This is a genomic window from Sphingobium sp. YBL2, assembly GCF_000943805.1.
GTDB lineage: Bacteria > Pseudomonadota > Alphaproteobacteria > Sphingomonadales > Sphingomonadaceae > Sphingobium > Sphingobium fuliginis.
Map to the genome: position 1 here is coordinate 2,177,378 of NZ_CP010954.1, position 20,123 is coordinate 2,197,500.

14 protein-coding genes and 1 riboswitch (1 of these 15 cut by a window edge) are annotated in these 20,123 nt (G+C 65.8%); of the genes, 8 read left to right on the forward strand and 6 right to left on the reverse strand.

Features of this window, described 5'->3' with window-relative positions; all coding sequences use genetic code 11:
* The first annotated feature begins 212 nt into the window (after window positions 1-212).
* Window positions 213-3,311, forward strand: a complete 3,099-nt coding sequence (locus TZ53_RS09860) for a TonB-dependent receptor plug domain-containing protein (RefSeq protein WP_025549207.1) — start codon at window positions 213-215, stop codon at window positions 3,309-3,311.
* A 149-nt stretch (window positions 3,312-3,460) separates the two neighbouring features.
* Window positions 3,461-4,024: a CC0125/CC1285 family lipoprotein gene (locus TZ53_RS09865; RefSeq protein ID WP_161942146.1), complete on the forward strand. Its 564-nt coding sequence runs from the start codon at window positions 3,461-3,463 to the stop codon at window positions 4,022-4,024.
* A gap of 63 nt (window positions 4,025-4,087) precedes the next feature.
* On the opposite strand, the gene TZ53_RS09870 is transcribed toward TZ53_RS09865, so the two are convergent.
* The 3 genes from TZ53_RS09870 to TZ53_RS09880 all read right to left on the reverse strand — a co-directional run bounded on the left by TZ53_RS09870 (window position 4,088) and on the right by TZ53_RS09880 (window position 6,791).
* Window positions 4,088-4,438 (reverse strand): glycine zipper 2TM domain-containing protein, encoded by a 351-nt coding sequence (locus TZ53_RS09870; protein WP_025551033.1) that lies wholly within the window; start codon window positions 4,436-4,438, stop codon window positions 4,088-4,090.
* A 101-nt stretch (window positions 4,439-4,539) separates the two neighbouring features.
* Window positions 4,540-5,556: a LacI family DNA-binding transcriptional regulator gene (locus tag TZ53_RS09875; protein ID WP_025551035.1), complete on the reverse strand. Its 1,017-nt coding sequence runs from the start codon at window positions 5,554-5,556 to the stop codon at window positions 4,540-4,542.
* A complete protein-coding gene (locus TZ53_RS09880) occupies window positions 5,553-6,791 on the reverse strand; it encodes an MFS transporter (protein WP_025551037.1) in 1,239 nt (412 codons plus the stop codon). The genes TZ53_RS09875 and TZ53_RS09880 overlap by 4 nt, the downstream gene beginning before the upstream one ends.
* A 160-nt stretch (window positions 6,792-6,951) precedes the next feature.
* On the opposite strand from TZ53_RS09880, the gene TZ53_RS09885 reads away from it, so the two are divergent.
* From TZ53_RS09885 to TZ53_RS09905, 5 genes are all read left to right on the forward strand, one after another.
* Entirely contained in the window at window positions 6,952-9,396 is a 2,445-nt protein-coding gene (locus TZ53_RS09885; protein WP_044661140.1) for a TonB-dependent receptor, read from the forward strand.
* A 23-nt stretch (window positions 9,397-9,419) separates the two neighbouring features.
* Window positions 9,420-10,973, forward strand: a complete 1,554-nt coding sequence (locus TZ53_RS09890; protein WP_025551041.1) for a tryptophan halogenase family protein — start codon at window positions 9,420-9,422, stop codon at window positions 10,971-10,973.
* Window positions 10,973-13,240 (forward strand): beta-glucosidase family protein, encoded by a 2,268-nt coding sequence (locus TZ53_RS09895; protein ID WP_044661141.1) that lies wholly within the window; start codon window positions 10,973-10,975, stop codon window positions 13,238-13,240. The genes TZ53_RS09890 and TZ53_RS09895 overlap by 1 nt, the downstream gene beginning before the upstream one ends.
* A gap of 120 nt (window positions 13,241-13,360) precedes the next feature.
* A complete protein-coding gene (locus TZ53_RS09900; protein ID WP_052628178.1) occupies window positions 13,361-15,832 on the forward strand; it encodes a glycoside hydrolase family 3 protein in 2,472 nt (823 codons plus the stop codon).
* A gap of 104 nt (window positions 15,833-15,936) precedes the next feature.
* Window positions 15,937-16,134 carry a hypothetical protein gene (locus tag TZ53_RS09905; RefSeq protein ID WP_025551047.1) on the forward strand — a complete coding sequence of 66 codons (198 nt, stop codon included), beginning with the start codon at window positions 15,937-15,939 and terminating at the stop codon, window positions 16,132-16,134.
* A 228-nt stretch (window positions 16,135-16,362) separates the two neighbouring features.
* Here TZ53_RS09905 and TZ53_RS09910 read toward each other — a convergent pair whose 3' ends face one another.
* The gene (locus tag TZ53_RS09910) at window positions 16,363-16,590 is read right to left on the reverse strand and encodes a hypothetical protein (RefSeq protein ID WP_025551049.1); all 228 of its coding nucleotides are present in this window, start codon (window positions 16,588-16,590) and stop codon (window positions 16,363-16,365) included.
* Complete coding sequence (locus tag TZ53_RS09915) at window positions 16,580-16,783, reverse strand: hypothetical protein (protein ID WP_025551051.1); 204 nt, start codon at window positions 16,781-16,783, stop codon at window positions 16,580-16,582. The genes TZ53_RS09910 and TZ53_RS09915 overlap by 11 nt, the downstream gene beginning before the upstream one ends.
* 204 nt (window positions 16,784-16,987) lie before the next feature.
* On the opposite strand from TZ53_RS09915, the gene TZ53_RS09920 reads away from it, so the two are divergent.
* The gene (locus tag TZ53_RS09920; RefSeq protein ID WP_044661142.1) at window positions 16,988-17,641 is read left to right on the forward strand and encodes an RBBP9/YdeN family alpha/beta hydrolase; all 654 of its coding nucleotides are present in this window, start codon (window positions 16,988-16,990) and stop codon (window positions 17,639-17,641) included.
* Window positions 17,642-17,821: 180 nt separating this feature from the next.
* Here TZ53_RS09920 and TZ53_RS09925 read toward each other — a convergent pair whose 3' ends face one another.
* The gene (locus tag TZ53_RS09925) at window positions 17,822-19,807 is read right to left on the reverse strand and encodes a TonB-dependent receptor (RefSeq protein WP_044661143.1); all 1,986 of its coding nucleotides are present in this window, start codon (window positions 19,805-19,807) and stop codon (window positions 17,822-17,824) included.
* A 178-nt stretch (window positions 19,808-19,985) separates the two neighbouring features.
* A riboswitch (cobalamin riboswitch) is annotated at window positions 19,986-20,123 on the reverse strand (it continues 107 nt past the right edge of the window).

Consider the following 20,123-nt stretch of genomic DNA (forward strand, 5'->3'; position numbering starts at 1 on the left):
GGCATTCCACCCATGATCTCATCCGAATTTGCGCGAGATCATCCGGAATAGCCTTAAATTGTAGCAATTGAGCAACTATCTTCTTCCTACCGCAGTCGATCCTAATCCAGGTTGCATTCCAGCCAGCGTCCCTCAACCCCGATCGCGCGTTCAGCGGCAGCGCCGATCTTACTGCGGTTCGGCGCGACTTCTTCCTGTGAGGGGATCGAGCAATGCGAACCAATTCGGCTATCATCCACCGCGCCCTCTGCAATAGCTCTGCACTGACGGCCTGTCTGGCGAGCCTCAGCCTGATCGCCCCGGCGGCGGCGCAAAGCAGCACTGCGCAGCAGTCCGACACGCAGACCGCGCCCGGACAGGCCCCGGCCCCCACGACCAACTCCGCCGAACCGAGCGAGGGCGACACGATCGTCGTGACCGGGTCCATCCTGCGCACGACGACGGCAGCGACGCCATCGCCCATCACCGTCGTCAATGCCGAGACGCTGGAACAGCGCGGCATCAACACCACGCAGGAGGCGGTGCAGCGGCTGGCGTCGAACAACGGCCCCGCGCTCACCAACTCCTTTTCCGCCAATGGGGCCTTTGCCGCCGGCGCATCGGCGGTGTCGCTCCGTGGCCTCAGCACCAACTCGACGCTGGTCCTGTTCGACGGCCTGCGCGCGGCCTATTATCCGCTGGCGGACGATGCGACGCGCAATTTCGTCGACCTCAACACCATTCCCGACGACATCGTCGACCGGATCGAAGTGCTGCGCGACGGCGCGTCCTCCACCTATGGCGCGGACGCGATCGCGGGTGTCGTGAACGTCATCACGAAGAAGCAGATCACGGGCATATCCGGCCGGGCGGAAGCGGGCATCAGCCAGCGGGGCGACGGCGCCAATCACCGGCTCAGCCTGACGGCGGGCTGGGGCGATCTCGATGATCAGGGATTCAACGTCTATATCAGCGGTTTCTACTTCGATCAGGCGGCGCTCTATAACCGCGACCGGCGCTATCCCTATAATTCGCAGAACCAGTCGGGCATCTGCCGCGACGGCGTGTGCGGACCGTCCATCGGGCCGAATGGAGGATCGATCAATCCTTCGACAGGCGGCTATTCCGGTTTTTCGACCACCACCGACGCCAGCCTGTTCGCCACCACCTTCTTCGTGGCGCCGGCCGGTCCGGACAATGCCGCCGAAACCGGCCGCTACCAGTTCCTCAACCCCGCCGCCGGCTGCATCGCCGGGGAGACGCCTTATACGCTGACCCCACAGGAATTCGCGGCGGACGCGCGTGCGCCCGGAACCGTATGCCAGGGCGATCTCGTCAATCAATATGGCGTCATCTCTCCCAATATCGAAAGATGGGGCGGTTCCTTTCGGGCGACGGGACGGATCACCGACGACATAGAGGCCTATTTCCAGGCGAATTTCCTTCAGAGCAATGTGAGCTTCACCGGCCTGCCCGCCAGCATCCGCCGCAACGGCCCGGCCGGCATCAACTTTCCCCGCTTCAGCACGGCGGCCGCCGCTGGCGGCGCCAATTCCGTCGGTTCGCTTGTCCTTGCCCTGCCGGTCTATGTCTGCCCGCTGATCAATAACTTGCCCGATCCCAATTGCACCGCCGCCAATCCGGCTGCCCGGCTCAATCCGAACAATCCTTTCGCGGCGCAGGGGCAGGTGGCGCGCATATTGGGGCGCATACCCAATATCCAGGAATATAATGAGACCCGCAGCCGCACCTATCGCGCCGCTCTGGGCGTTACGGGCAAGTTGTGGGACGACTGGGACTTCGCGGTGAATGGCGTCGCAATGCGCACCGACCTGCGGCGGACGCAGAACGGTTATATCTATATCCAGAATCTTCTGAACGTGATTGCCGACGGCAGCTATGATTTCGTCAACCCTTATGCCAATAGTCAGGCGACGCTCGATTATCTGTCGCCAGACAATGTGACGGATGCCAATTCCCAGCTTTATGCCGTGGAGGCGACGCTCAGCGGCAATCTGTTCGACCTGCCAGGGGGACCGATGCAGATCGGCGGCGGGCTTTCGCTGCGCTATGAATCCATCGATGCGCCAAGCGCCAATTCGGACGTCAACGGGCCGACGCAGCGTTATTTCGTCCTCAACGCCTTCGGCACCAAGGGCCACCGGACGGTCCGTTCGGCCTTTGTCGAGCTGAATGCGCCGGTGCTGGAGTCGCTCGAGATCAACGCTTCGGGCCGCTATGACGATTATTCGAGCGGACAGCACGCCTTCTCTCCGAAGGTCGGGGCGAAGTTCACGCCGATCCGCCAGGTCGCGCTTCGCGGCACCTGGTCACGCGGCTTCCGCATCCCCAGCTTCGCGGAGGCCAACGCCATTCCGACGACCGGCTTCGTCACGGCCGCTCAATCGCTGTACAACGACGCCTTCCTGTCGCAATATGGCTGTTCCCTGGCGACCTTCAACAGCTGTCCGGCCTATATCAGCAGCGCCAGCTATGGCCAGACCACGCTGGCCAGCCCCGACCTGAAACCGGAACGGTCGACCAGCTTCACCGCCGGCATCGTCGTGGAGCCGATCCGGAACATTTCCCTCAGCATCGACTATTTCAACATCAAGAAGACCGGCGCGATCACCACGCCCAGCAACCGCCCGGCGCTACTCGCTTATTATGCGGGCCAGGTGGTGCCATCCGGCTATAATATCATCGCGGATGCGCCCGCGCCCGACTTTCCCGGCGCGACGCCGCGCGTGGCCTTCGTGCAGTCGCAGCTTATCAACGCCAACACCATCCGTTCGGAAGGACTGGACTTCGCCGCGAGGGCGCAGATCGACCTCGGCCCGGACATTCGCTTCACCTCGGCGCTGGAGGCGAGCTATATCATCAATCTCAGCACGACATTTCCGGACGGCACGACGGAATCCTATGAAGGAACGGCCGGCAACTTCAACCTGACCGCCGGATCGGGCACGCCGGAATGGCACGGCAACTGGCAGAATACGCTGGAATGGGGGAAATGGACGGTCAGCGCGACAGCCGAATATTTTGGCGGCTATAATCTTTCCGCCGCCGACCAGGGGACGGAGCCGGGCGATTGCGGCCTGCTTTCCGCGCCTTTCGTGAAGTGCGACGTGCCTGCCTATATCACGGTCGACCTGACGACCAGCTTCAAGGCGTCGGATCGCTTCACCTTCTACATCAATATACTCAACCTGTTCGACGATCTGCCGCCGATCGACCCCGTCACCTACGGCGCGAACAACTATAATCCGGTCCAGGGTGGACTGGGAATATTCGGGCGCTCCTTCCGGGCCGGCGCGCGGTTCACCTTCTGAGAGTTTGGGAGGACCGGAGGAGGAATTCTCCGGTCCGGGCCCGGCATCTTCATATCCGCCCCCTGCGATCATTCAGCTTTGCCCAGCCTGCGGCACCCCAATCCATGGTTGCGCGTTGATCCGGTACGAAGAAAAGCAGCGAGGATGCCATGATGAAAATCGGAAAGAAATGGATGCTTGCAACGGGCCTCATGCTTGCGCTTGGCGCCTGCACGACGGCAACCCCCTATCAGCCGGCCGGGCAGAGCCGCGCTGCCCCCGGCGGCTATGCCGACGAGCAGATCGAGGCGAATCGCTTTCGCGTGACCTTTTCCGGCAACAGCATGACATCGCGGGAGACGGTGGAGCGCTATCTGCTCTACCGCGCCGCGGAACTGACGCGCCAGCGCGGCTATGACTGGTTCGTCATGGCCGACCGCAATACCGAGAGGCGCAGCCGGACCTATGTCGACCGGCCGTTCGCGCCGGGCGCCTTCGGCTATTGGGGCCCATCCTGGCGCTATTATGGGCGCGGCTTCGGTTGGCGGAGCTGGGATCCCTATTGGGGCGATCCCTTCTGGGACAGCCGGATCGATGTGCGCACCGTGGACCGCTATGAGGCCAGTGCAGAAATCGTGATGGGCAGGGGCCGCAAGCCCGCAGATAATGTCCGCGCCTTCAGCGCCGAAGAAGTGATGACGAATCTGGGCCCCAATATCGTCCGGCCCAACTGACCGCAGGCGGAATAAAAAAGGGGCGGCAGCGCCATGGCGCTGCCGCCCCTTCTACGATCCGGCTTAGCAGCTGGAGTTGCGATCGATGGCGCGGCCCGCAAGTGCGCCGGCGCCCGCGCCGATGATCGTGCCGGGAGCCCGGTCGCCGCGGGTATCGACCGCGCGGCCCAGCAGCGCGCCCGCGACGCCGCCCAGCAGCAGGCCGGTCGTGCCGCCCGACTTGCGGCAGCGATAGCCGCGGTCGTCGCGATAGGAACGGTAGTCGCGATAGTCGCGGCGGTCGGAATAGCGAACCCGCTCGTGGCGATCATGGCGGTGCCAGCCGCCGTCGCGGGCGAAGGAAGTGGCCGGAACCGCCGCGGAAAGGGTCGCGGCAGCGGCAGCGATGGCGAGCATGGTCTTGCGAATGGTCATGACTGGTCTCCTCTTACCTCGTCGTTGACCGCCTTATTCCATGCCGCACATGCGCCAATCCTGAACCGGCTTGTTATCAATGGTTAAGCTGGGGGCCGGCGCTATGCGGCCCCGGTGCTGCCGCGCACGACAAGGGCGTGGGGCAACATCAGGCGGGATTGCGGCCCGGCGCTTTTCTTTCGGAAGGATGGGTCGACCAATATGTCGACGGCGGCGGCCGCCATTTCCGCCTTGGGCTGGCGGATGGTCGTGATCTGCGGCCAGGCCGCGCGCGAGGAGGCCGAATCGTCGAAGCCCGCGACGGACAGCGACTGGGGCACGGCTATGCCGAGTTTCATCGCGGTGATGAGGACGCCGAGCGCCATGTCGTCATTGCAGGCGAAGACGGCGCTTGGGCGGTCCGTCCGGTCCAGCAGCGCTTCCCCCCGTTCCAGGCCGGAGCGAAAACTGAAGTCGCCGCGCAGCACCGCATCTTCATCGACCGCAATGCCGGCCTCCGCCATGGCCGCGCGGAAACCTTCCTCCCGCCGGGCGGACGCGCTGTGGCTGAGCGGCCCCTGGACCAGGCCGATGTGGCGATGGCCAAGGCCGATCAGATAGGCGGTCATCTCCCGCGCCGCGCCGCGATCGTCCATGCGCACCGCGCCAGAATCGGGCGATTCGCCGGATGGGGCGATCAGCACATGGGGCACGTCGGATTCGCGGAACAGGTCGATCAGCTCAGCCGCATCGCAAATGGGCGGGGCGATGATCGCGCCATCCAACCGGAGGCTCGCTATGCTGGCGCGGACATGATCCTTCCAGTCCGGCCGGTTCAGCTCGACCGGCTCCACCACCAGATGATAGCTGCGTTCCCGGCATCGCAGCAGCGCCCCATGCTGCACATCTGCGGCATAGCCCGAAACGGGATCGTCGATGAACAGGCCAAGCAGATAGGAACGGGAACTGGACAGGCTGCGGGCAAAGGCATTGGGCCGGTAATTGAGTTCCGCCACCACGCGCTGCACCGCTTCCCTGATCTCGGGTCGGACATGGTCCTCCCCATTGATGACGCGCGAGACGGTCTTGGGGGAAACGCCGGCGCGGGCCGCGACGTCCTTGATCGTGACGGTACTCATGGGCGGGTCTCCTGCGGCCGCGCGCACAGGGCCGCGAACTGGGCGATGAAGGCATAGCAGGCGGCGGGCAGGATCAGCGCGGGCAGCAATGCCGTCGCATCCGCCAGCGCGCCGGTCAGCAGTGGAACGATGGCCCCGCCGACCACCGCCATGCACAGCCACATGGATGCGACCGGCGCCTGCCATTCGTCTTCCGGCAGGGCGAGCGCGTAGATCGTCGGGTACATGATGGCGTTGCAAAGGCCCACGGCCAGCAGGGCGCTGGCGCCGGTGACGCCCGGCAGGACGATGGCGGCGGTCGTCAGGACGGCCGCCCCGAAGGACACGGCCATCAGCAGCCGCGCCTCCGCGATCCGCTGCATCGCCCATGCGCCCAGGAAACGCCCCACCATCGCGCCGCCCCAGTAGAGGCTGACCAGTTGACCGGCGAGAACAGGCGCCGCGTCCAGCCGGTCCGGCCGCATCAGGACGGTGGGCAGCAACGCGCCTATCGCCACCTCCGCGCCGACATAGACGAAGATCGACGCCGCGCCCCAGCGCAACCGGCGGGAGCGCATTACCCGGAACATCTGCCCGATGGAGGCGAATCGGCGCGATTCATCCTGCTCCAGCAAGGCGCGATTGCGGAAATAGGCGAAGGCCAGCAGTCCCGTGACCAGCGCCGTCCCCGTAAAGGGCAGGGCCGCGCCGACATGCCGCGCCGCCTGCGGGTCCAGCTCGCCAAGCAGCAGCGGCGCGCTGAGCAGCGGACCCAGGACGGTGCCGAACGAATTGAAGCCCTGAAGCAGCGTCAGCCGGCGCGCCGCGCCCCGCGAAGGTCCGATCACGGCCACGACGGTGTTGGACGCGATCTGAAGGAAGGTCTGCCCCGCCGAAACGAGCAGCAGCGCCCCCAGCACCATGGCGAAGGACAGGGCGTTCTGGGCCAGGGTCAGGGCCAGGCATCCCGCCGTGATCACCGCCAGGCCGGCGACGATGGCCCGCATGTAGCCGGCGCGCACGATCGACCAGGTGATCGGCAGCGCGAAGAGCATGTAGCTGGAATGAAAGGCAAGCTGGACCAGCAGCGCGCCCTTGTAGTCCAGGTCCAGCATCAGCTTGAGCTGCGGCACCAGCAGGCTGACGGACGATGTCAGGAAGCCCCCGGTGAAGAACACGCCGATGGACAGCCGGAAAAGCCGGCTGTCCACCTGCTCTTGATCGGAAAGGGGCGGGGATGACGTGACGGCCACCATGGAAAGAGGCTTTGGCTGAACCTTGGAGAATATAGTGAAGCCGCAAAGCCGTTCCGGCGCAATATGGCAATATATGACAACGATGTCAAAAATCATGTTGACATCGTTGTCAGGCTTGGGTCAATAGGCGCCCACAGACCATGTGGGTCCAGGGAGAGAGATGATGAAAAGCTTTGCGCTGGCCGCGAGCACCGCGCTTGCATCCGCAACCTTGTGGATGACCCCCGCCTTCGCACAGGATGCAGCGCCCCAGACGGCGCAGCCCGATTATGGCAGCGACATCATCGTGACGGCCACCCGTCGCGAAACCACGCTGCAATCCACCCCCATCGCCGTGTCCGCCTTCGGTCAGGCGCAGCTCGACCGGCAGCAGGTGAAGGACGTCACCGACCTCGCCCGCTTCGTCCCGTCGCTCCAGTTCAACCAGCAGGGCGACCAGTCGGCGGTGCTGCTGACGCTGCGCGGCATCGGCAACGACAGCGCCTATACCGAAGTGGCGGACCCCGAAGTCGCCATCTATGTCGACGGCATCTACTCGCCGCGCGCGCAGGGGGCGTCTGTGCTGATGTACGACATGGAGCGCGTCGAGGTGCTGCGCGGCCCGCAGGGCACCCTGTTCGGCCGCAACGCGACGGTCGGTGCGCTCAGCCTCATCTCCGCCAAGCCGAAGCTGGGCGAGTTCGGCGGCAATGTGGAGGTCGTCGCGGGTAATTACGACCGTCTGGGCGTGCGCGGCGCGATCAACATCCCGGTCACCGACACGCTGGCCTTCCGCGTCGCCTTCGTCACCGACCGGCATGACGGCTATGCCGATTTCCAGCCTGCGCCGGACGTGCCCGGCATCAACCGCTCGGCCTTCATCACCACCGGCAAGAAATATTATGCCGCCGACCAGCAGTCGGGCCGCGTCTCCATGCTCTGGCAGCCGAGCGAACGCTTTAGCTGGAACCTGTCGGCGGAAGGTTTCCTCGACAATGGCGCGCCGGTCATCGGCCTGCTCCAGACGCCGCGCCCCGGCACGAAGCGCTGGTCGACGCTCAGCGACACCGCGCCCGACACCGACCGCTATTCCGTCGCGGTGCGCAGCACCATGAACTACGATGTCACCGACGGCATCCAATTGAGCTATATCGCGGGCTGGTCGCGCATCGGCGGCTCGACGCAGACCGATGCGGACGCAGGCGCTCTGCCGCCGACGGGGCAGGTCGACGCGGACGGCAACGACCTGCCGCTCGGCGCCTTCGGGGAGAACCGGACGCTCTCCTCGCGCTACGATTTCCAGAGCCATGAGGTCCAGCTCAAGTCGACCGGCGAACAGGCGATCGACTGGATTTTGGGCGCCTATTACAGCCATGAGAAGAACCGCATCCGCTTCGACATCGACCAGCGGAACGGCTATCGCGACGGCACCTTCAGCTGGGCGGGCAGCTTCATCCAGGCGAATCGCCAGATCGACAGCCGCGCCGTCTTCGGCCAGGCGGTCTGGCATGTCAGCGACGCGCTGCGCGTCACGGGCGGCCTGCGCTACACCTCCGACAAGAAGGAGGATATCGGCGGGCGCAACGTGACCTTCTCCGGTTGCCCCGCGACCCTGCCCGCCGACGCGTGCCAGGGCGGCATCTTCGGCGCCTATCCGAACGCCACGGCGGATGAACTGGCCGCGCTGCTGCCCGGTTTCTCCATTTCCAGCAACGATGTGAAGGGCAAGTGGGACAAGCTCACCTATCTCGCCCGCGTCGATGCCGACCTGGCGGAGGATGTGCTGGGCTATGCCAGCATCAGCACCGGCTTCAAGTCGGGCAATATCCAGGACAATGCCGGCCTGACCGATCCGGAAACGCTCACCAACTATGAAGTCGGCCTGAAGTCGCGCTTCCTCGACCGGCGCGTCACGCTGAACCTCGCGGCCTATTATAGCGACTTCAAGGGCTATCAGGTGAACCAGGCCGTCACTTTCCGCGACGATGCGGGCAATGTCGTGCGCAGCCAGATGATCACCCAGAATGCGAAGGGCGCCAAGGCCTATGGTCTGGAGGCGGAAATGGTGGCGAACCTGACCGACAGCGACCGGCTGCAATTCTCCGGCACGCTCCAGAAGACCAAGCTGGAGGAACTGGAGAGCGTCGACGGGCGCCTCTACGACGGCGGCAAGCTGTCCTCCATCGCGCAGCTCAAGGGCAATGAACTGGCGCATGCGCCGCGCTTCTCCGCCACGCTCAGCTATGAGCATGATTTCGAACTGGCGAGCGGCGCGAAGATCACGCCCCGTTTCACCACCCATTATGAGACCAAGAGCTGGCTGAGCTACTTCAACGGCGATGCGAATCCCTTCGTCAATCCCAACGATCCGGCCGACAATATGCCGAACCGCGGCACCAACGGCACCGATTGGGACCGCCAGAAGGCCTATTTCCGTTCCGACGCATCGATCCGCTTCGTGTCGCCGGACCAGAAATATTCGGTCGAAGCCTTCGTCCAGAATATCGAGAATGGGAAGATCCGCACGGGCGCCGGTTCCTTCGGCGCGCCGCGCTACGACCCGGTATTCCTGTCCAACCTCCAGCCGCCGCGGACCTGGGGCGTGCGCGCCCGGGCCAACTTCTGACCGGCTGACGAGGAGAAGTTGAGATGACGGCCGACATTCCCTCCCCCGGTCGGATCGTCATCGTCGGCGGCGGAACGGCCGGATGGCTGTCCGCCGCCACCTTCTCCCGCACGCTGGGGATGCGCGACGTGACGCTGGTGGAATCCAGCGAGATCGGCATCATCGGCGTGGGCGAAGGGACCTTTCCCACCATCCGCTCGACCCTGGCGGGACTGGGCGTTGGGGAGGGGGAATTCCTCCGCTCCGCCGATGCGACCTTCAAGCAGGGCGTGCTGTTCGACGGCTGGGCCACGGGCGCGGACAGCTATTTCCACCCGTTCAACATGCCCATCGGCGGCGAGGATGAGGCGCTGCTGCCCCATTGGCTGGCGATGGAGGGACAGCGCGCTTCCTGGGCCGACAGCGTCACCGTGCAGGAACGGGTGATCCGCGCCGGGCGAGCGCCCAAGCGGGTGCAGGACCCGGATTTTTCCGGTCCGATGAACTATGCCTATCATTTCGACGCGGCGCGTTTCGCGGACTATCTGCGGACGATCTCGCTCGCCGCCGGTGTCCGGCGGATCGAGGGCATGGTGGCGCATGTCGAACAGCGGGAGGATGGCGACATCGCCGCCCTGACCCTCAGGGACGGGCGGCGGGTAGAGGGGGACATCTTCATCGACTGTTCCGGTTTCCGCGCCCTGCTGATCGGGAAGACGCTGGGCAGCGGCTTCGTCGGCTGCGGCGACACGCTGTTCAACGACCGCGCGCTGGCGATGCAGGTGCCCCATGACCGCCCGGACGCGCCGATCCGTCCCTATACGCTGGCGACCGCGCATGAGGCGGGCTGGACTTGGGACATCGGCCTCCCCGAACGGCGGGGCATCGGCTATGTCTATTCCAGCCGCCATTGCTCCGACGATGAGGCGGAAACCGTGCTGCGCCGCTATGTCAGGCCGGGCGGCGAGGCGCTGACCCCGCGCCAGCTTCGCTTCGCTACTGGTTATCGCGAGCGGCAATGGATCGGCAACTGCATCGCCATCGGCCTGTCGGCGGGTTTTTTCGAGCCGCTGGAATCGACCGGCATCATGCTGATCGAGGCGGCGCTGCGCATGGTGGGGGATTTCCTCCTGCCTGCCGGAAGCGCCAGCGACACCGCCGCCCGCAATGCCGCGGCGCGCCGCTTCAACAGGCTGATGACGGCGCGGTTCGAACGGATCGTCCGCTTCCTGAAGCTGCATTATTGCATTACCCGCCGCACCGACACGGCCTATTGGCGCGACAATGCCGATCCGGCCTCCATCCCGGCTGATCTGCAGGACCTGCTCGCCCAATGGCGGCACCGCCCGCCCTCGCGCTTCGATTTCACGGTCGATCTCGAAACCTTCCTGCCGCCCAGCTATCATTATATCCTCTACGGCATGGGTTTCGAAACCCGGCTGGCGGGCGGCATCGGCCGCTATCCCGGCGGGCAGGAGGCGCGGGCCGCCTTCGCCAGGGTGGCCGGGGCCTCCGGCGCCGCCGTCTCCCATCTTCCCGACCATCGTGCGCTGCTCGACCATCTGCGTGGGCGGCAACCCTCTGCAAGAGTATCCTGATGACGCGCAAACCGCTGATCGCTTCCCTGCTTCTTGGCGTCGCCGGCCTGGCCCATGCGCAGCCTTCCCCGCCGGTCCCCGCCGCCAGTGCCGGCAGCAACCGCGCCCTGTCGCCGGAAGCACGCGCCAGGGCGCTGGTGGCCGCCATGACCATCGAGGAGAAGCTGGCGATCATCCACGGCTATTTCCCGCCGCTCGCCCGGCCTTCCCAACCGATCGCCATGATCCCGTCCGCAGGGCACATCCCGGGCATCCCGCGCCTCGGCATCCCGACCCTGCGGGAGAGCGACGCGAGTCTGGGCGTCGCCAACCAGATCGAGCAGCGCAAGGGCGATACGGCGACGGCCCTGCCGGCCAGCCTCGCCACGGCGGCCACCTTCAACCCGGCGCTTGCCTATGCGGGCGGCGCGATGATCGGCGCGGAGGCGCGGGCCAAGACCTTCAACATCCTGCTCGCGGGCGGCGTCAACCTGACCCGCGATCCCTGGAACGGGCGGAATTTCGAATATCTGGGCGAAGATCCGCTGCTGGCCGGGGTGATGGCGGGCGAGCATATCAGGGGCGTGCAGAGTGCCCATATCGTCTCAACCATCAAGCATTTCGCGTTGAATTCGCAGGAAACCGGCCGCACCGTGCTGGACGCCCGGATCGACAGGGCGGCGCTGCGCGAAAGCGACCTGCTGGCCTTCCAGATCGCGACGGAGATCGGCGATCCCGCCTCCGTCATGTGCGCCTATAACAAGGTGAATGGCGATTATGCCTGCGAAAATGACTGGCTGCTCAACCAAGTCCTGAAGAGGGACTGGGGTTATAGGGGCTGGGTCATGTCCGACTGGGGCGCGGTCCATTCCACCGGGAAGGCGGCGCTGGGCGGGCTCGATCAGGAATCGGGGCAGGAACTGGACGATGCGATCCATTTCGGCAAGCCGTTCGAGGAGGCTGTGAAGGCCGGCCGGATTCCCGCGGCCCGGCTGGACGATATGGTGGAGCGCATCCTCCATGGCGTGATCGCCAGCGGCCTGATGGACGATCCCGTCCCGGAAAGCCCGCGCCAGATCGACTATGCCGCCCATGCCGACATCGCCCAGCGCGCGGCGGAGGAGGGCATCGTCCTGCTGAAGAATGAGGGCGATCTGCTGCCGCTGGCGAAAAGCGCGCGGCGGATCGTCCTGATCGGCGGCCATGCCGATGTCGGGGTGCTGTCGGGCGGCGGATCGTCGCAGGTCCGCTCCGTCGGCGGGGCTCCGGTCGAAATTCCGCTGACAAAGGGGGCCGCCGCCTCCTTCGCGCGGATGACCTGGCATGCTTCCTCGCCGCTGAAGGCGATCCGCGCACTCGTGCCGCAGGCGGAGGTCAGCTATGTCGACGGCGGCGACCCAAGGGCCGCGGCCGAAGCGGCGCGTCGGGCGGACCTCGCCATCGTCTTCGGCTGGCAATGGCAGACGGAGGCGCAGGACCCTGACAATATGCGCCTGCCGGACAATCAGGATGCGCTGATCGAAGCGGTCGCCACTGCCAACCGGAAGACCATCGTCGTGCTGGAGACGGGCGGCCCTGTGGAAATGCCCTGGATCGCGAAGGTGCCGGCGCTGGTGCAGGCCTGGTATCCCGGCCAGCGCGGCGGCGAAGCCATGGCGAATATCCTCTTCGGGGACGTCGCGCCTTCGGGCCGCCTGCCCATCACCTTCCCGGTGCGCGCCGGTCAGGCGCCGCGTCCGGAACCGGCGGGCCTAGCCGAACTGCACGCGGCCGAGGCCCGCCGGGACGCCGGGGACAAGACCAATTACGGCATGACCGGCGGCGTGGCGCCCTTTGCGGTCGATTATCCCGAAGGTGCGGAGGTCGGCTATCGCTGGTATGCGATGAAGGGCGTGAAACCGCTTTTCCCGTTCGGCCATGGCCTGACCTATACCAGCTTCACCTATGCCAATCTGGCGGTGCAGGACGGCGCGGCGCTGACCGTCAGCTTCGACGTGACCAATGCGGGCAGCCGTGCGGGCGCGGACGTTCCGCAACTTTATGTGCAGGCGAAGGGGAGCGCAGGCATCGCCGCCTGGCGGCTTGCCGGCTTCGACAAGCTCAGCCTGTCGCCCGGCGAGACCCGGCGCGTCACCATGACCGTCGACCCACGCCTGATCGCGCGCTTCGAGGAAGGGAGGGGCTGGCGGCTCGACGGCGGCAACTATGCGCTGGCGGTGGGGCATCATGCGGGCGACGCCGCGCTGAAGGGCGTGGCGAGGCTTAATGCCAAGAGCCTGAAGCCCTGATGGGGGCGGTTGGCCCAAGTGCAGAATGTGCTCCTGCCTCCGCGGGAACGCATTGATGCCCGGACAGAAAAAATTCCGCTATTTCGCCAGCATGAAGGCGACCTTATTCCAGGAGACGACATGACCATCGGCCTTTCGCCCGTTTCCCTGACCGTCCTGACGGTCCTGCTCGCGGCATCCGCGGCGGCGCAGCAGCCCGCGGCCTCGGTTGCGCATCCCGAACTCTGGCCCAGGGTGGATGCCCAGCCCAAGCGCGACCCGGCCGTGGAAAGGCGCGTCGACGCATTGCTGAAGGCCATGTCGGTCGAGGACAAGGTCGGCCAGCTCATCCAGGTCGACATCGGCTCCATCACCCCCGCCGACGTGCGGACATACAAGGTCGGATCGGTCCTGAACGGCGGCAATAGCGGCCCTTATGGCGACGAATATGCTTCGCCCGCCAAATGGTTGAAACTGGCGGACGAATTCTATGAAGCCTCCATGTCCCGGAGCGACAGGGGCCCGAAAATCCCGATCATCTGGGGCACCGATTCCGTCCACGGCAACAACAACATCGTCGGCGCGACGCTCTTCCCGCACAATATCGGCCTGGGCGCGGCGCGCGACCGCGATCTCATCCGGGAGATCGGGCGCGTGACGGCGCTGGAGACGGCGGCGGCGGGGCTCGACTGGACCTTCGCGCCGACGCTGGCGGTGGTGCAGGACGACCGCTGGGGCCGCACCTATGAAAGCTATTCGGAGGAGCCGCAGATCGCCGCCGACTATGCCGGCGCGATGATCGAGGGCGTGCAGGGCAAGGCCGGCACCAGGGATTTCCTCGCGCCCGATCATCTGATCGCCACCACCAAGCATTTTCTGGGCGATGGCGGCACCGGCGGACGCGACCAGGGCGATACGCGCGTGTCGGAGGAGGTGCTGCGCGACGTGCATCTGGGCGGCTATCCCGCGGCGATCGAGGCGGGCACGCAATCGGTCATGGCCAGCTTCTCAAGCTGGAACGGCGCCAAGATGAGCGGCAACAAGTCGCTGCTGACCGACGTGCTGAAGGATCGCATGGGTTTCGACGGCTTCGTCGTGGGGGACTGGAACAGCCATGGGCAGGTGCCGGGCTGCTCCAATGAGGATTGCCCGCAGGCGATCAATGCCGGGCTCGACATGTTCATGTATTCGGGGCCGGGCTGGAAACAGCTTTACGACAACACGCTGCGGGAGGTGAGGGCGGGCACGATCCCGATGGCGCGGCTGGACGACGCCGTGCGGCGCATCCTGCGGGTGAAGATCCGCGCCGGGACGTTCGAGCGGGGGCGCCCCTCCACCCGCGCCTTTGCCGGCAAGTTCGACGCCATCGGCTCCGCCGGCCATCGCGCCGTCGCCCGGCGCGCCGTGCGGGAATCGCTGGTGCTGCTGAAGAATGAAGGCGTCCTGCCGCTCAAGGCCAATGCCGACATCCTCGTCGCGGGCGAGGCGGCCGACAGCATCAGCCAGCAGGCGGGCGGCTGGTCGATCACCTGGCAGGGGATCGACGTGCCCAATTCGGCCTTTCCCAACGCCCAGTCGGTCTGGAAGGGGATAGAAGAGACGGTGAAGGCCGGCGGCGGCACGGCGCGCTACGCCCCCGACGGCCGCTTCACGCAAAAGCTGGACGCCGCCATCGTCGTCTTCGGGGAAAAGCCCTATGCGGAGTTCAAGGGCGACGTTCCCAATCTGGAATACAGCCCCGGCGACAAGCGCGATCTGGAGATGCTGCGCCGCTTCAAGGCGGCGGGCGTGCCGGTGGTGGCGGTTTTCCTTTCCGGTCGGCCGCTTTGGGTGAATGCGGAACTCAACGCATCCGACGCCTTCGTCGCGGCCTTCCTGCCGGGAAGCGAGGGCGGCGGCGTGGCCGATATGCTGTTCGCCGGCGCGGACGGGAAGCCGCGCCATGATTTCCGCGGGAAGCTGAGCTTTTCCTGGCCGAAACGCCCGGACCAATATGTGCTGAACCGCCGCGATCCGGGCTACGATCCGCTTTTCCCCTTCGGCTATGGCCTGAGCTACGCCCGGCCCGGCAAAGTAGGGACGCTGGACGAGAGCCGCCCCGCCGGCATGGCGGCGGCGACGCCCGGCACCTTCTATGGACGCGGCCAGACGCCGCCCGGCTGGGCCATAGAGGCGGAGGGCGTCACACAGAGCGGCGTCGACCGCCGCGCGCAGGAGGACAGCCGTCGCTTCGTATGGAAGGGGGCAGGGCAGGTCGCCTTCGTCGCCCCCCGCGCCTTCGACCTCTCGCGCGAGAGCAACGGAGAGATCAGCCTGGTCGTCGAATATCGGGTGGACGCAAAGCCGGCGGGGAAGATGACCGTCGGCCTGCAAAGCGGGCAGAGCACGGTCGAACTGCCGATCGGCGGCGCATTGTCCTCCGCAAAGCCCGGGGAATGGTCTCGGCTCGTCGTTCCGCTGCAATGCTTCGCCAAGCGCGGCGCGGACATGCAGGCGGTCACCGCGCCGCTCGTGCTGCGATCCAACGGCGCTGCCGACATCAGCATTTCGGACGTGAAGCTGGACTATGTCAGCGTGCCGATGGACGCCTGTGGCGACGCGGCGCCGCACTGAGGGGAAGGAGCGATAAAGCAGGTTAAACCCTATTCGGTTGTCGCCCTGTGGTGAGGATACCGTCCGGACATGGCACGTTGAGACCCTCGAAGCAGGAGATCGACATGCAGAATGACGGACAGCGCGGCGAATCGACCCAGGACCCGGCGGAGGGCCGCAATGACGTGCCGCCGCCGGAAAAGGGTTCGCCCGGCGGCGATGCGGGCCAGGCCGACGATGAAGCGGCGGAGCGCGTGGAGAAAGCCGAGGACAGCGATCCCAATCCATTGGCGCCGCCCGTCAATACGGAAGCGGGCAGCTAGAGCAGATGGAGTCATCTGCTGGCTCGGAAAACGCGATAAACACAAACCTAGAGCAGTCGAGCCGATGCAATCGGATCGGAATCTGCTTTGGATATGGTGCGGAACTGCCCGTGCTGAGCCCGTCGAAGGGCGGGGCCGGTTTTCCGCCTGAAAGGATGCGATAACGGAAATTCGGATGCGCGTGCCCCGCCTCCTGCCTGACGCAGGGCGCTCCAGCCAAATGCTTCATCAACCGGAGAGCAGCGGGTAACGCATGCGCCAGTCGTCCAGCAGCGCCTCGATCGCGGCGATTTCCTGAAAGCTTCCGGTCGGCGCGGCGGCCCAGTTGCAATGCGGATGCGTCGCGCGGCTATAGAGCCGGATCGGCCCCACCAGCCTGCGCCAATGATGTTTGCTGCGTCCATGATCGCGCACCAGACGGGCGACGATCAGTTCGACGAGTTTGTCAGCCGTCATTCTCTTTTCCCTCGGCGCAAAGCCATTGTCCCGGCAGTTCCAGATAAGCCTCCAGCTCCCGCCAGTGCCGGTCCCATCCGGGTCCGCGCCGTTCTTCCGGCACATGGGCCTCCACCATGCGCCTGGCCCGCGCCACGACATTGCCGGCGGGTGCGCGCAAACGGTCGAGAATGTCCCTGATGCCGTCTGTCATGAAGATCGCCGCCGCATCCATCGCTGATAGGAGCAGGCGTGCCGGCTTTCAACTTTCCCGAACCGACTGGCCCGCCTGACCTCGATCAGGCAGAGGGAGCGCGCCTTTCGGTTCGTCGCGCAGCGGCAACAGCAGTCCGCAAAACATCCATCCACTATTGTCAATCATAATGATAGAGAATATGTCATGGGCAGGAGGTTTCCCATGCGCCCATATGCCCCTGAACTGACCGCTTCCGCGACGATCCTGACCGTGCCTGGCCTGATGAACAGCGGGCCGGGGCATTGGCAGACGATCTGGGAAGCCGAACTGCCCAATTGCCACCGCGCCGAACTGGGCAGTTGGGACGCCCCGCAGCGCAATAGCTGGATCGGCAATCTCAACCATGCGATCGATCGCATCGATGGCCCGGTCATTCTGGCCGCCCATAGCCTGGGCTGCCACGCCGTGACCTGGTGGGCCGCGTTCGAATGCCGCGAATGGAGCGAAAAGATCGTCGGAGCCCTGCTGGTGGCGCCGCCTGAACTCGAATCGGGCGCCGTCGACTCCCGCCTGCGCGGCTTCGCGCCGACGCCCAAGGCGCTGCTGCCTTTCCCCTCGATCCTCGTAGCCAGCCGCAACGATCCCTATATCTCCTTCAGCCGGGCGAGGCTGCTCGCGCAATTCTGGGGCAGCCGTTTTGCCGACGCGGGAGAGGCGGGGCACATCAACGCCGATTCCGCGCTGGGCGATTGGACGTTCGGACGATTCCTGCTGTCCCGGCTCGGTCAGCCTTTCGAAGATCAGGGAATGGATGGCCAGCGCATCGCCGGCGAGCGGGAACGCAGCGCGGAGGCGACGCTGCTTTACGGCGTCTGACCATTGCCTTCCTGTTGTTGAATGGCCGCTGGACGGAGGCGAAGCGGCGCGGTTGAGCTCTCCGCCGGCCTTCGCCTGTTCCTCCTCCCCACGCTTCGCGCGGGGAGGATGTCCGTTTGAAACGATGCGGCGACAGAAATGTCGAGCGCGCGGCCAGCGTCCGCTTCAACGCGGCGCGCCCTAAAACTTGACCTTCATCCCCAGGCGCACGGTCCGGGGCTCCACGACCCGGCTCAACCGCCCTTCCTGCGGACCCGTCATGTCGAAAGCGGGAATATAGGACTCGTAAAAATAAGCGATGTCCTTGTCCCGGCTGTCGAAGATATTCAGCAGCTCCCCATAAAGTTCGATCCGCTTGCCCTTCCACGCGCCGCGGGCGTTCACCACCGTGCTCCCCTTGTCCCGCACGCTATTGTCCTCGATCAGCGGATAAGGCCCCAGATGCCGCACCCGCAGGCTCGTCTCCCAGCGCCCCAGCACGACAGCCACGCCCGCCGAAGCGGCATTTTCGAAGGCATTGGGAATCCGGTCCCCATTGTCGTAGCGCGAATGGCTGGCGGTATAATTGCCGTCCAGCGCCAGCCAGGGCAGCGGCCGCCAGAAGGCGACGATCTCATAGCCATGCCGCTTGCTGGCGCCGGTCGGCTCGACCGCGTTGCTATCCCCGACGAAGCGCAATTCGCTGCCCACATTCAGCCACCAATAGGTCGCCGTCAGGCTGGCCGAACCGATCTGGACCCGCCCGCCCAGCTCCTTGCCGGTGCCGCGCACCAGCACCGGGACAGGCGTGTCGACATTCACCGCCCCCCGCACATCGTTGCTGTGGAAGCCACGGCCCCAATTGGCGTAGAGTTCCAGCGCGGGCGCGACCCGATAGGCGAGCGACGCCTTGGGCGACAACAGGCTGTCCGACCCCTTGCCTTCGCCCAGAGCGGCGGCGGCGGCATCCCTTGCCCGCACCGCATAGCGATAATGATCGCCGCGTAGTCCGCCCGTCACGCGCAGGCCGGGCAGCGGCTGCCACGTCACGTCGCCATAAAGCGCCAGCGACAGTTCCTCGACATGATAGCGGCCGAGCGAGGAGAGGAAGGCCCGGTCGGCGGTGCGCGACACCCCGACATTGCCCATATGATCATAGCGATCCTCCGTCCCGACGCCGAAGTCCAGCGTGGACCCCAGCGACCAGCGCTTCTCCGCCGTCGCGCCGATAATCCAGCGGCGGTCATATTGGCGGATCTGCGCGCTGCTGCCGTCCGGATCGGCATAGGTCGGGTTGGAATACATCGACCAGTCATAATATTGCGCATAGCCATTGGCGCGCCAGTCCGCCTGCGTCACCGCGACATTGCCGACGAGGCGCGTCGTCGCCCCCCGCGCCGAGGGATCGGGCGAGCAGAACATATCCGCACAGACCGGCGATCCGACGATCCGTTCCGGAATCTGCTCGGTCGGCCGCCATGTCGCGCGATAGGCATGCAGCGTTGCCTCCACCGCCCCCGCCCGATATTTGGCGAAACCGGCATAATGGCGCAGATGCTCCGGCTCCTCCCATGGCCCGTCATAGGCCTTGGCCTGCGCCACCAGCGTCAGTTCGCCCGGCCCGAAGCCCTTGATCGTGCCCCCCGCCGCGATCCGCCGCGAACCGTAGGAGCCGCCCTCCACCGACATCCACGGCCGGTCGAACCCGTCGATCGTCTTCATATAGGCGGCGCCCGCCAGCGCGAAGTCGCCGCCATCGGCGCGATAGGGGCCTTTCCGGAAATCCTCCCGCGCGATGATCTCCGGGATCAGGCCGTTCAGGTCCAGATAACCCTGCCCATGCCCGTGCGAGCGGAAATTCATCTGCACCCCGTCAATATAGGTGGTGAAGTCAGACCCATGATCCAGGTTGAAGCCGCGCAGGAAATATTGGTTCGCCTTGCCGCTCCCCGAATGTTGCGCCGCGACCATGCCCGGCACCGCCTCCAGCAGTTCCGCCACGCGCAGCAGCGGGCGGACCAGCAGGTCGGACCCGGCGACACTCCCCTCGCTCGCCGCCTGGGCGACGCCGATCTTCGCCTCGCCCCGGCCGAAGACGATGATCTCCGCCTCCGGCGCCTCCGTCTCCGCCAGAGCCGGGACCGCATGTGCCGCGATCAAACCCGCAGCCATTATCTTCCATTGCATTCGCATTCCTTCCGGCGTCTCGCGACATCCGGCGGAGCCTGACCGCCAGACAACGGCCGGCGCGCAGGGACGGCCGGACGCCAAAAGCGACCGTTCCCGCGAACCGATGCGGCCTCCACCGCTCGTTCGTCGCTCAGACGGAAAGACACCGTGCCGCGGCCATCCCCTGGGCCAGGGCAAGAGCGACCAGACGCCGGCAGGTCTCCTGGCTCGCGGGTCGTCGCATCGATGCAAGGCCTTCCCAGGCCTCGCAGGATTTAGCGTCCGGCCCAGTGGCTGGCGGCGGAAGCCTCGCTCCGCCGCGCATATGCATCGC